Origin of the sequence: Pedobacter albus (genome assembly GCF_036324255.1) — a bacterium.
Taxonomy (GTDB): Bacteria; Bacteroidota; Bacteroidia; order Sphingobacteriales; family Sphingobacteriaceae; genus Pedobacter; species Pedobacter albus.
On sequence record NZ_JAZDQT010000003.1, the window covers coordinates 833,984 to 847,688 of the forward strand.

The following is a 13,705-nucleotide window of genomic DNA, read 5'->3' on the forward strand; positions in this document are numbered from 1 at the left end:
GTGTTTATAGATTAGGACCTGCAAAGCTCAGGTTTTTCATTCCGGTTTTAACTTCGGGAGCGCTCATAAAAAGGTTCCAAATCAGCTTGGTCCTGTAATTTTCGATCATTACGATAATAGGCCCTTGATCAATAGCGAGGGTAGAGCTGGCGAACCATTGCTGGTGCAGCGAAAAAGAATCGTAAAAACCATAATCGCCCCATAGTTTGTTGCCCAATTTATAGTAGAAATACTTGAGCGCCTGCATCGATTCGGTTGGGGTGTAAGGGAAGGAGGCCAGTGCTGCGGTTGGCGCAATTACGCCTACATCGTTGCTTGGCGAGCTCGCGGTATAACCATTTGGAATGTCGCTGGCCGTAAGACCCCAGCAGTTTTCGCTGTAGCCATAATAGCTCAGCGGGTTAGCCTTGCAGTAATTGTAGTTGATTAAGGTATGTGCCTTGGTTTGGGTTTCGTAGTTGGCATAGGCATCGCTCAGGCCCATGGGGTTGATGCCCAGAAAGGAGTAGTGTTCAAAGAAAAGCGGTCCGCCATTGGCCGAACCTAATGGCAACTGCACGCCGTAATAGCTATTGCCATTTTTCATAGCTCCATTTTGTGCCCAACCTTGATCATAAACCGATTTGGGAATGCTAAAGGTAGGCGAAGAAGCGGCCATGACATAAGTGATGAGCGATTCGTTCCAGCCCTTAATCGGCAGATTCATGTCCCAGTTGTAGTTTGGACTCCAGTGCCAATAAAGTACGTTGCCGTTGTCTTTTCTGTACCAGCTCCATTCAACACTGTTGTAAATGCTATTGATGTCGGCCCTCAGCGCGGTTTCGGCAGCATCGGCACCATTAAAATACTGACGGGCGGTTATGAGGCCAGCCATTAAGAAAGAGGTTTCTACGAGGTCTCCGCCATTGTCTTTGGTGCTGAAAGGGATAACTTTGCCGGTATTGCCATCCAGCCAATGTGGGTAGGCACCATGGAAACGGTCGGCGGTTTTAAGAAAAGCCACGATCTTTTGCATCCGGGCCAAACCCTCTGCACGGCTCACAAAGTTTCTGCTTACGCCGGCTACCATAGCCATAATGCCGAAACCCGAGCCTCCGGAAGTTACTGTGTTTCCAGAACTGTTTCTTTCGCGCGCCAAGCCGCTGGTAGGGTGGCCAAAGTCCCAAAAATACTTGAAGGTTTGTTTTTGCACCAGGGTGAGCAATTCCTCATCGCTGATGCGGGCAAATTTATCGGTATCATCCACCGCCGTAACCAGTGTTACACTGATGCTGCTTTGCAGTTTGTTGCCGGTTTTAGACAGCAAGCCGGTGTTAACCGTTAGGGTATATTTTGTAATAGGCTGTAGCGTCGAAGGCGTAACCACAACCGTATTGTCGTTGTTTTCTAAAGAAGATACAAATGTGGCACTATTGCCAGAGCCATCTGTAAGGGTAATATTGCCTGCTACAGAGCTGGCACTAATAGGGCTTGAAAAGGTGATTTTAACAACTGGGGCGTTGTTAAGGCCGTAATAGGTAAAGCCATTAAAGGTGCCGTTTACCTTTAGGTCGGAAAATGAATAGGTAGGGGGGGCGACAGGCGGATCTACTGGAGCCGGGGTGCTTCCTTTTTTGCAGGAAAAAGATAATAGGATTAATACAAGAATAAGGATTTGCTTTTTTTTCATTTCATATTTTCTTAAAATCTTAGGAATAAAAATGATTCCTAAGATTTTTTCTTAAAAACTAACGTGAATGTCTTTCCATACCGATGCTTGGCTTCCAGAAGGAAATGCACTCGAGTATGCAATTACTCTTACGCCATAGTCACCAGTGGAAGGAACAGAAAGCGAATAGGTTCCAGGAGTACCCGTACTGGTAGAAACTTGCCCTGTTTGGTAATTTCTCAACTCCATCTTGTAATACCACATATCAGGAAAATTTGGAGTTACATCGATTCGTAGAGTCGGAATATTGGTTAAAGAAAAAGTCGGCATCGTACCTCCACAGCTACCATTGTTATCGGCGAAATTCTGACCTAAGATGGGAAAGATATTTGCGGCCTGTTGATCAGCATCTGCTTGAGATATTGTAGATGTCTTAACTCCCGCAGGAAGCGTATAGGAAATAACATCCGGAGTACCAATCGTACAATTTGCTTGCGTGAAATTTCCATTTATCGCTATACTGTAGTAGGTTTTTGGATATAAGGCAAGTAATGCTAATTTATCTTTTTGAGATAAAACAGTTGATCCGATACCGCATTCTTTTCCATTCATTAACGAACTGGCATCTGTACCGCCCACTCCTGGTACATCAAGCGCATCCGCTTGCGTCCCTGCATCATCAGACCCATTTTTTGATTCATTATTTGAAGCCCAATTGGTATGTCTAAAACCAATACAATGCCCTAATTCATGAGCGATTGTTCTCTGCCTTTGGTCAAAGCTATTACCTGAAATATAATTTTTGTTGATTCTAATAAGATTACCTGGTTTTCCATTTAGTGGGAAACGAGCTTGACCGCAAGAACCAGTACCTAGATTTTCGTCTTTTATTAAGATGTCGTAAGCTCCGTTTGCAACAATAGTGAAAATAATATCGGCATTTACGTTATTCCATTGGTCGATAGCACTATTAATTTCATTATTCATGCTTGTCATGGATGGGTCAACGAAAATTCTAATATTGATACGATTTGTTGGACTAATCGTGGTGCCAGTATAGTATTGTCCGATCTTTCTGCTGTTAGTCGAAAGCGACATGGTTGTATTTAGAGATAAATCAAGTCTTTTTTCTACTTTAGTGCTTTTAGTTGTCGGGATTTCCATATCTTTTGAGAAAGAAATATCCCCATCAACAATATACTCATTACCAGAATCCTTTATTGAGGATAAAGGAAAACCTAAACTGGTAATATATTCGAGAACTTTATTGCTTTTTGATTCCTGATTAAGAGGTTCTTGAGATTTTTTGCAAGAAGCTAATGTAAATAGAGTAAGCGTTATTAGTAAAAATAGCTTTAGCGTTTTTTTTCCTTTCATGGTATTTGCAAATTATTAAGGTATAATTAGTAGAGACTTAAATATGTTAAGGGGTGCCGAGACACCCCTTAACAGTAATGATATTCGCTATTAATTTTATTTTCCTCTTCCTTCAAGTTTGGCAAGTGAACTGATTTCAGCAATAGATAAAGCTTTATTATAGATTCTTACTTCATCTAATTGTCCAACCAGATAGCTTGCCCAGCTTTGTTTGCCCATTGTATTTGACAAACTTGGCGTGGTCTGAAATTGAGCCGCTCCAAATACCATTTTTTGTGCATTTTGAAACATTAGTGGACCGTTTCCCGCAATTACTTTTGAACCAATCTTTGAACCATTAAAGTAGAGCGTATAAGTTGATGTTACTTCATCATAGCTCAAGGCAATTTGATTCCATTGTCCCCACGGATTGGTGACTGTTGTGTTATCGCCCCAATTGTCTGCGCCGTTGTTATTGACATGGAATTTCAAAACTCCCTTATCGGAAGCGCCACCGTTTTCAAAGAACAACAAGAGGTTTCCCCAGTCCTTTGCCGAGTTAGCAACATCAATTAAGCCTACCATACCTTTATCGTTCAGTGGCATTTTTTCCCAGCAAGTTAGCGTAAAGCTTTTTAGATTTTGAACTGCAGGTGGTGTGTTCGAGATAACGTAACTATCTAATGCACCTTGTAAAGATTGTTTTTTCACGCCTACGGTGAAAGAAGTTCCAGTATTTACACCACCGATGTTCGAAACACTATCTATTAAGCTGCCATCAAAGGCCCAATAAGCTACCAGATTGCTTGGGGCAATCTGTTTGGCGCTGGTATATCCTCCAATATTCAAAGGTGGGGCATAGCTGGCCGGATCAAAGTCTTTTTGGCAAGAAGATAACCCTAAGGTTGCTGCTGCCATCAATAAAAAATATCTTGTTTTCATTCTTATTTAAATTTAAGCGATTAATAACCTGGGTTTTGGGTTAAAGTACCCGCACTTTTGTCGATCTCAACTGATGGAATCGGCCAAACTTCGTTTTTACCGGCTTTCCATCCCTTTGGACCAAAAACTGCAGTACCACGGCCTTGACGGATCACGTCGAAATAACGGTCTGATTCCATGGCCAATTCTACTTGCCTTTCTTTCCAGATGGCTTGACGCAAAGCATCTTTGTCGCTTGTAGTTACATCAGGCAGTACACCAGCCACACCACCTCTGGCACGAGCTCTTACTCTATTTAGCGAAGTTTTAGCCAAGGTAGGGTTGTTCAACTCGTTGGCTGCTTCGGCATTCATGAGCAATACATCGGCGAAACGCAATACCCTTACGTTTTGTTGGCTGCCTTCGGTATAACCAGTTACGATTAAGCTAAATGGAACATACGATTTTTGGTTGTACATCGGGTTATCGCCGGTTGCAGGGATCGCATCGCCTTGTGGCGTAGTTTCGCCCCTGAAAATGATGGTCGCATCTCTTCGCACGTCGCCAGCCTCGTAAGCAGCAGCCAAAGTAGCTGTAGGTACGTTAAAGCCCCAGCCTGCAACTGTACCCCTTACGCCTTGTACTTGGCTATATTGAGAGTTTGAAGCATCTTTATTGTTCAAGATCAGGTCGCATTGGATTTCGAAAACCGACTCTACGCTGTTTTCGTTGGCCAAACGGAAGCCGGCTTCATAACTAGGGAAAAGATCGTAGCCAAAGGTCATTACGGTATTGGTTAGCGAAAGCACCACATCCCATTTGCCTAAATACATGGCTACTTTAGCATGCAAGGCCATGGCGGCGCCTTTGGTTGCCCTCCCACGATCGGCTGCGGTGTAGGTTTGTGGCAATACAGCAGCTGCATCATCCAAGTCTTTCTCAATAGCGGCCCAAACCTGCGCTTTTGGCGTTCTTGGAATGTTAAATTCAGAAGGATCTTTAGGTACGTTTAAGCGTAAAGGCACATCGCCAAAGGCACGAACCAATCTGAAATAAGAATAAGCCCTGATAAATTTGGCCTCTGCCAAGTATCTGGCTTTTAAGTTGGCGTCCATGCTGATGCCCGGCACGTTGTCCAATACCTGGTTGCAAAGGTTGATGTTTTGGTACTGGCCTTCCCAGAAACCCTGTAGCTGTCCTTCGGTTGAAGTTACGGTGTAATTGTCGAATGCATTCAAATAGCTGGCATCGTTAGGAGAACTGCCTTTTTCGGCATCATCGCCACCAATACTCTCTACCGCCAATGCGGGAAAAGCAGTATTAGCCCAGTTTCTGATGTTGCCATAGATGGAATTTACAGCTTTAGTTGCGTCATCTTGTGTTTTCCAGAAAGTAACGGCAGGCTGTTTGGCTTGTGGCGGTACATCCAAGAAACTTTTTTGACAAGCAGTTATCAAAAGGCTTGAGCCCAAGGCAAGCAAACCGATCTTTTGTATGTATGATTTTTTATAATTTGTTTTCATTGCTGTTGATATTAGAAAGTAACTTGAAGACCTAACCTGTAAGCTGCTGATAAAGGATATACACTTGCATCGATGCCTCTAGAAGTAGGAGAGCCTACGTAGCCAATTTCTGGTGTAAAGCCTTTATAGCCAAAGATGTTGATGGCGTTTTGGGCATCGAGGAAGAACCTTACTTTTTTGGTCATCCATTTGCTGGTTAGGGCAGATGGCAGGGTATAGCCCAATTGTACAGTTCTTAAACGTATGTAAGAGCCATCTTCAACATAGAAAGAATTTGGCGCCGAATTGGCTGTAGAACCTACGTTGGCTGAAGGATAGGTAGTTGAGGTACCCTGGCCATGCCATCTGTTATCGTAAAAGTCTTTGCTGAAGTTCTCGTTACCAAAACGATAAGCGATGTTGGCATTGTAAACGTCTACGCCAGCTACACCTTGGATGTCGAGTGCCAAGTCGAAGTTCTTATATTCGAAAGTGGTGTTTAAGCCAAAGCTGTATTTAGGATTTGGATTACCCAATACAACACGGTCTTTGCCATCGATGATGCCATTTCCATCTTGGTCAACATACCTAAAATCGCCTGGCTTGGCATTTTTCTGTGCCGAAGCTGCAATTTCTGTTGCATCTTGGAATATACCAGCAACTTTGTAGCCGAAAAACTGGCCAATAGCTCCACCTTGTACGGTTCTGGTAGCCAAAGCACCGTTGGCAATACCTTGTCCGCCACTATAGATAGGGTTCGAACCAGTGATTACAGAAAGTACTTTGTTGTTGTTGATGCCAATATTGCCACTTACCGAGTACTTGAAGCCATTTTCACTCTTATCGCTCCAAGTAGCCAAGAACTCGAAACCACGGTTACGGAAATCGGCTTGGTTGCCTAGCATTTCACTGCCAACTGTACCCACAGAGCTTAAGATCGGAATGTTGAAGATGGCTTGTTCTGTTTTTTTATTGTAGTAGCCGGCTTCAACGCTCAAGCGGTTGTTCAAGAAGGAAGCCTCAAAACCAATATCGGTTCCTGCAGTACGCTCCCAGTTCAAGAACGAAGGAACTAGCGAGTTCACGTTGGCGCCTGTGTAAACCACGCCGCCAAATACCACTACGTAGCCGCCACGTTGGTCAACCGTTAAGGTTGTTGGGTTAACTGGTACGCCGGCATTACCTACTTTACCCCAAGAGGCCTTAATCTTTAAATTGTTAAATACATTTTGGTTTTTCATGAAGTCTTCGTTGCTTACTACCCAGCCTGCGCCTACAGAAGGGAAATATCCCCAAAGGTCGCCACCATTAAAGAACTGGGAAGCCGCATCGGCACGTAAAGTGGCATTTAATAGGTAGCGGTCTTTAAATGCATAGTTAACCCTGCCAAAATAAGATACATAAGTAGTGAGGTTACCTCCATCGATTACCGAGCGATCGGCTGCGCTGCCTAAAGAAAGGTACAAATCGCCATCGCTAGAATAAGGAACATTAAGCGCTGTTGAATTAATGAAGTAATTTTTTCTTCTTTGTGCGGTTTGACCTGCAAGCACGGTTAAATTGTGGTCGCCGAAAGTGTTTTTATAGGTCAATGTATTTTCAATGATCCAGTTTCTGTCTTCGCTGCGGTTAACAGCAAGCTTGCTTACATTGTTTTGCTGGCCTTGAGTGGCTTTGTAAACCGAGGTGTAGCCTCTCATCTCGTTTTGGCCAAAATCGCCACCCAAGCTGGTTTTGAACGTAAAGTTTTTAGCAAAGGTCAACTCGGCAAATACATTTCCGTTGATTCGGTAGTTCTTAGATTTCTGGTTAAAGAAATCCAAGGTAACCTGCGGATTGAAATTATTGCCACCACCCAAACTGAAATCGTTGGCATCGCCATAAGTTCCGTCTGCATAATACACCGGAACAACAGGACCAGCAGCATAAAGCTGACGGAAAATACCTCCATTGATATCATTGGTGTTGATAGCCGTTCCAGATACGTTGTATCCTATTTTTAAGAATTTCGCAATTTGGAAATCATTAGCCAAACGCGCAGTATAACGTTTGTAACCTTGGGTTTTAACAATACCATCTTCGTTGGTATAGCCCAAAGAGAAGTTATAGCTTGATTTTTCAGAACCACCGTTTACCGAAATCTGGTGATTGGTTTGAAAGGCATTTCTAAAAACCTGATTGTACCAATTGGTTCCAGTGCCGAAGCTGGCTGGATTGGCAAAAAGAGGTGTAGCTCCGTTTGATGCAGACAGTTCGTTAATTATGGTAGCATATTCTGTGGCATTGGCCATTTCAACCTGGTTGGTTACTGCCCTATAGCCTACAGATCCATTATAGGAAATGGTTGGACTGCCATTTTTACCCTTATTGGTGGTTACCAAAACTACACCGTTGGCTGCACGGATACCATAAATTGACTGAGAAGAAGCATCTTTCAAGATACTCATGCTTTCAATATCCGCTGGGTTCAAAAAGCTGATATCGTCGAACCAAACACCATCAACCACGTAAAGAACGCCAAGATTACCATAAATGGTTCCAGTACCACGGATCGAAATCTGAGGCGAAGCCCCTGGAGTACCCGAGTTGGTGATGTTCACGCCTGCAACTTTACCTTGCAATGAACTTACCGCATTTGGCGATGCCTGCTTCGAAATGTCGGTGCCTTTTACCGTACCTACCGAACCAGTAACATCTATTTTTCTTTGTGTGCCGTAACCTACCACTACTACCTGTTGCAAATCGTTGGTAGCCGTAGAGAGGGTAACGTTAATCCTCGTTCTGTTGCCGATGGCTACTTCTTGGGTATTAAAGCCGATGTAGGAAAATACCAAAGTAGCATTGCTTGGCGCACTAATAAAATAGGCTCCATTAGCATCTGTTTGAACCCCGTTTGTTGTTCCTTTAACTACGACGCTTGCCGACGGTATAGGTAAACCTTGGTCGTCTTTAACTTCACCCTTAACTGTAATGTTTTGGGCATAAGCTACGTCTAATAAAAAAAGCAAACAGAGAAAAGTTAAAACAGAAAATTTTGTAAAGATTTTTTTCATACTGTTATACATGTTTGTGTTAATTGATTAATCTAATTTTCTGTTTTTGTTTGGTTGATGCAAACGTTTGTGCCTATACATTAATACATCAAGTAGGCACGATGTACTTTCTCAATAGACCTAACAAAATTGATTTTTGGTTCAAAAACGGCGTTTTTGAAATGATAACAGGAAAATTACAAGTACTACAAAGCCAAATTTTTAGGCGCCGATTTGCGGGCCCAAAAATGCGCGATGAGAGGTAATGATGTAGTGCTAGAGCTCCATTAGAAACTCAACGAGGTTTTTATCGTGGGGTACATCGAGTTTTTTACGCAAACGATAGCGTCGTATTTCTACGCCCCTGAGCGAGATGTTGAGAAGCGATGCCATCTCTTTGCTGCTCATGTTCATGTGCAAGTAGGCGCATAGCTTCAGGTCGTTCGGAACAAGGTCGGGATGGTTGGCTTTTAGCTTTTTGAAGAAGCTTTCGTGGGCCTCGTTAAAGCTGCTTTCGAAGAGGTTCCAATCGCGCTCGTCGTTCATGCCATCGTCTATTACTTTTTGGATTTTGCGCAACTGGTCTTCCGACAATTTTTTGCCGTTTTCGTCTTTCAGTTTGGTAATCTCCTGACTTAGCTTTTGTAACAGTTCGTTCTTGTAAACCAAACTCATGGCCGAGTTGGCCAATTCCCTGTTTTTGCCAGCCAGTTCGGCCTGTAGCTTTTCGGTGCGCAGCTTAATGATCTGCTTCTCGGTTGCCTCGGCTTCTTTCTTCAAAAACTCTTCTTTTTCGGCCTGCAGCTTTTGGGTAATCAGCTGGTGGTCTTTGTTGAGCTTGGCTTCGTAGATGCGTTTGCCCGCAATTAGGGTAGCTATGCCCGCTAGTGCATAAAAAGCAATAGCCCAGTTGCTGCCGTACCAAGGTGGCAGTATGGTAAACTCATATTCGGTTATTTCGCTAATGAATTCGTCGTTTATCTTTGCACGCACCTTAAATTTGTAGGTGCCTCTGCCCAAATTGGTAAAGTCTTTTTGGGTAGCCGTACTCCAATCAGACCATTGCTTAGAGTAGCCTTCCAGGTAATATTGGAACTTGATTTTCGATTGACGATAATAGGGGATAGAAAAAGAAAGCCTGATGTTGTTTCTGCTGAACGGAACTTCTATCGTTTCATCATTGTCGCCGTTTTCGGCCAGCGTAATGTATTTGTCGGTAATATCTTCTATTTTTCTGATCAGTACCAAAGGTAATTTGATTTTGGCCTGGTTTTCGGTATCGGTGGTATTGTAGATCACAAAGCCATCGTCTACGCTGATCAGGTAAATTTTATCGCCAATCTGGCTGATGTTCTCATAATATTGAACCATTCTTCCGTCCAAGATGCTGAACTGCGTTGAATCGACGGAGATTTTGCCGGGCTCTGAAAGGTCGACCAGGCTCATTTTTCCATGGCAGATGAACCAGTATTTTTTTTGGCCAGCATCGATAATCTTGTTGGAAGCCTCAAAACTGCCCAGTTTCTTGTTCAAAGCCTCGTACTTGCTAAAGCGATTGCTGATTTCATCGTAAATAAAGAAGCCTTCATCGGTAGAGAAGAGAATTCTATTCTCTATGTTAAATATATTGATGTTATAACTGCTAGGAAGGCCATTCTTCTCGTCGTAGTACTTAATGTTGGTGGCCGTTTTCAGGTCGGCGCTGAGCGTGAGCTTGTAAAGCCCTTTGTAGGCATGGCTTACCCAAATATCGCCCTTGCCGTCTTGCTTCACATAACGCGAAGGCTGGCTAAAGCCGCTTACCTTATGGCTAAATTTCCATTTTCCACTGGCATCTTTGGCAAAGATAACCAGCCCGGTATAAGTGCCTTGAATAAGAAAATCGGGTTTAGAGAGTAGTCTTTTGATGGTCCAGCCCCCGCTAATCGTTGATATTTTCTGAATTTGATTGCCATTTACCACGAAAGTACCGTCATTGTGCCCGCAAAGGATCTGATCGCCTATTACCCTGAGGTCCCAAACCTGACCTTGGGTATTGGGTACAAGCTTGAAATCAAAAGAATTGAACAAATTGCTGCTTTCAGGTAGCCAAGGGCTTGAAAATAAACCTTGATTGGTACCTAGATATATCCGGTTGCCCCAAATCACGCTGGAGTACACGGTACCAAATTGCCCAGCCTTATCGAAATAAAAATAAAGTGGCGAGTTGAGTTCGATACGATCGATCCCGTTATCCAATCCGGCCCATAGGTTCTGCTCGTTGTCGGCATACAGGCACAGGATGGTATTGTTCTGCAAGCCACTCGATTTGTTGATGCGTTGTACAATATTGCCATCTTCATCTATAATGATCAGCCCGTTAAGGATGGTTCCATAGGCATAGTACCTATCTAAAATCCTTACGCCATTATTGAGCTGGTAGGTTTTGAGAAAGGAATCGGCGGCATTGGCAAATGGCCTGAAGGTTTGGCCATCGTAAATGAACAATCCGTTTTTGCTAGTGCCAATAATAAAGCTGTTTTCTTTGTAGGGCAAAATAGACAGGATGCCCGTATGCCCCAATATTTCGCTTCCGGCCAAGGGCATTAAGGTTTTTCCACGTAGTTCAAAAAGCCCTTTGCCCAGTACCTCTACAAACAGCCGTTTGCTTACTTGATGCAAAAACAGCATGGCATTGGGTGCTTTGATGATGCTTATTTTTTGATTTTCGTAAATGTATATGGTAGAAAAAGACTGGAAGATTACTCTTTTGCCATCTATATAAATTTTCCAGATCTCGTCTGTGAGCTGATTGGGCTTTGGAATAAGCTTGGTTAGCGAGGTGTAGGCCAACTTTCTGTTTTGGTAAGACCAATAGCCGAACTCGCCAAAGCTGCCGCTATAAATGCGTCCGTCGCTGCTGGTGGCTACCGACCGCACAATTTGCCGGTTGGGCATTTTGTACTGCTGCCAATATTTGCCGTCGTAAACCAACAAGCCTTCGGCATTGCCAAAATAAACCAAACCCGTCTTGTCTTTGGCAATAGACCAGTTCTGGTTGCCAGACAAATAAGCAGATTTGGGATAGTTCTGTACATAAGGCACCCCGATACTCTGAATGCCGTTGGCCCAAAGAGAGGCCGAAAAAAGACAAAGGCAGCAACTGACAAATAGGTATAGGAACGGCTTATTTTTGATCAACATACAGTTAAAGATGTTCTAATAGAGATTGCGAGACAATAATTTGAACAAAAATAAATATAGGTATTTAAAACTACACGATACTTATTTCTTGATAAAGGCGAAAAAGACCGCCAAAATAATTAACACAAAAGCTACGATATGGTTCCAGGCAATTTTCTCGGTCTTGAAAAACAAAATCGAGAAAATAAGAAACACGGTAATGGAAACGGCTTCTTGGGTTACTTTGAGCTGCATGAGGTTAAACGGTCCGCCATTTTCCTTAAAGCCGTATTTGTTGGCCGGTACCTGAAAAATGTACTCGAACAGGGCGATGCCCCAACTAATCAGGATGATGGTAATCAACCCCAGGCTTTTGCTCCATTCCATTTCTTTGAACTTTAAATGCCCATACCAGGCTAAAGTCATGAAGGTGTTCGAAACGAATAAGAAGAAAACAGTAAGTAAAGCTCGCATGCAATAGTTGGATTAGGTTTAAGAAGTGATTTTATAGCCGATTTTCTCGCGTTGTTTTTGGTTGGTTTCTTGATCGTTTTTATCCATCAGAAAAGTCAGGGCTTCATAAACATCGCTAAACTGCTGGTCGAACCTTGCTTCCATTTCCTGTAGTTTATCGGTTAGTTCGCGGTGCGACAAAGCGTATTGCCGAATCAGTACAAAGGCCCGCATAATGCTGATATTGACTTCAATCGCCTTTTTGCTTTTCAGTACACTCGAAATCATAGCCACGCCCTGTTCTGTAAAGGCATAAGGTCGCGATGGGCTAAATTTGGCTGTTGGAGATAGGTTATCACTTTTTGTGATAAGCTCCGACCATTCTGTTTTGGTAAGCTGAAACATAAAGTCTTCGGGAAAGCGGTCCATGTTCCTGTTTACGGCTTGTTTCAAAGCCCTCGTTTCGGTTTCGTACAAAGCCGAGAGGTCAAAATCCAAGATTACCTTTTGGTTTCGAATCTCATAAATCTTGTTTTTTATTGTTTGTAGTTCCATGGGTAGATGGTTTTGTTGCTATAAATATAATCATCTATTGGCATCTAACCATCTATCTTATTGGTTAATAGCTAACTAGGCTTTAGCTACCGGTTGCGGTACTTTTACATAATAGCCAGTTCCGTCGTAAGGGCGCTTGCGCGGGTGGGCAGCACAGGTAGCCGAGCAGCAGCCTTGCAGTTCTTCGCCACATTCGTCGCATTGCGTAAAATGCTCATTGCACTCAGGATTGGCACAATTGATCATTTTTGAAGTGGTTTTGCCACAGTTGAAGCATGTTGAAACTACGGTAGGATTTACCGAATTGACGTCGACGGCAATACGGTTGTCGAAAACATAGCATTTGCCTTCAAAATCCTTTCCGCCAGCTTCTTTGCCATATTTGATGATGCCACCATGCAACTGGTAAACATCATTAAAGCCATGGTGCAGAAGCAGGGCAGATGCTTTTTCGCATTTGATGCCACCTGTACAATAGGTCATTACCTTTTTGTCTTTATATTGCGCCAAGGCATTGATTTGGTCTGGAAAATCGCGGAAGTTATCGATGTCTAATGTAATGGCATTCTTGAATTTGCCCAAGTTGTGTTCGTAATTGGAACGCACATCGAGCACAATCACATCTTCTTCTTCCATCATCTTGCTGAATTCCAAAGGCTCGAGGTGTTTTCCGGTTTGTTTATTCGGATCGATAATGCTCGTATCCCTCAAGCCAGAATGCACGATTTCGGCTTTGTAGCGGCAGTGCATCTTGATGAAAGAAGGCTCGGCTACATCGTCTATCTTGAATTCGGTTTTGGCAAAGCGCTCGTCGGCATGTATATGCGCCATGTAGGCTGCGCAAGCTTCAACTGTTCCAGAAACGGTTCCGTTCAAGCCTTCGTCGGCTACAATGATACGGCCTACAAGGCCCAAAGATTTACAAAAAACAAGGTGGTTGGCTGCAAATTGTTCTGCATCGGCTATTGGAGAATAGCAGTAGTAAAGTAAAGTCTGATAATTCATAATTCATTGATACCGCTGCAAACGGCGTTTAATGCGCTGCAAAGATAGCAAAAAAGACGGAAGGTAAAAAG

9 protein-coding genes are annotated in these 13,705 nt (G+C 43.2%); all 9 read right to left on the reverse strand.

What is annotated here, in order from left to right:
• Nucleotides 1-4: 4 nt before the first annotated feature.
• Nucleotides 5-1,669: a glucoamylase family protein gene (locus tag VRU48_RS18850; RefSeq protein WP_330109475.1), complete on the reverse strand. Its 1,665-nt coding sequence runs from the start codon at nucleotides 1,667-1,669 to the stop codon at nucleotides 5-7.
• A gap of 51 nt (nucleotides 1,670-1,720) precedes the next feature.
• Nucleotides 1,721-3,025, reverse strand: coding sequence for a M57 family metalloprotease (locus tag VRU48_RS18855; RefSeq protein WP_330109476.1), 1,305 nt, complete (start codon nucleotides 3,023-3,025; stop codon nucleotides 1,721-1,723).
• Nucleotides 3,026-3,121: 96 nt separating this feature from the next.
• On the reverse strand, nucleotides 3,122-3,946 hold the full coding sequence (locus VRU48_RS18860; RefSeq protein WP_330109477.1) for a LamG domain-containing protein: 825 nt from the start codon (nucleotides 3,944-3,946) through the stop codon (nucleotides 3,122-3,124).
• 20 nt (nucleotides 3,947-3,966) lie between these two features.
• The gene (locus VRU48_RS18865; protein ID WP_330109478.1) at nucleotides 3,967-5,448 is read right to left on the reverse strand and encodes a RagB/SusD family nutrient uptake outer membrane protein; all 1,482 of its coding nucleotides are present in this window, start codon (nucleotides 5,446-5,448) and stop codon (nucleotides 3,967-3,969) included.
• A gap of 11 nt (nucleotides 5,449-5,459) precedes the next feature.
• The gene (locus VRU48_RS18870; RefSeq protein WP_330109479.1) at nucleotides 5,460-8,435 is read right to left on the reverse strand and encodes a SusC/RagA family TonB-linked outer membrane protein; all 2,976 of its coding nucleotides are present in this window, start codon (nucleotides 8,433-8,435) and stop codon (nucleotides 5,460-5,462) included.
• 300 nt (nucleotides 8,436-8,735) lie between these two features.
• A complete protein-coding gene (locus VRU48_RS18875; RefSeq protein WP_330109480.1) occupies nucleotides 8,736-11,642 on the reverse strand; it encodes a ligand-binding sensor domain-containing protein in 2,907 nt (968 codons plus the stop codon).
• Nucleotides 11,643-11,723: 81 nt separating this feature from the next.
• Entirely contained in the window at nucleotides 11,724-12,095 is a 372-nt protein-coding gene (locus VRU48_RS18880; RefSeq protein ID WP_330109481.1) for a DMT family protein, read from the reverse strand.
• A gap of 18 nt (nucleotides 12,096-12,113) precedes the next feature.
• Nucleotides 12,114-12,629: an ORF6N domain-containing protein gene (locus VRU48_RS18885; protein WP_330109482.1), complete on the reverse strand. Its 516-nt coding sequence runs from the start codon at nucleotides 12,627-12,629 to the stop codon at nucleotides 12,114-12,116.
• Between the two features lie 75 nt (nucleotides 12,630-12,704).
• The gene (gene trhO, locus VRU48_RS18890; RefSeq protein ID WP_330109527.1) at nucleotides 12,705-13,637 is read right to left on the reverse strand and encodes an oxygen-dependent tRNA uridine(34) hydroxylase TrhO; all 933 of its coding nucleotides are present in this window, start codon (nucleotides 13,635-13,637) and stop codon (nucleotides 12,705-12,707) included.
• Nucleotides 13,638-13,705: the final 68 nt, after the last annotated feature.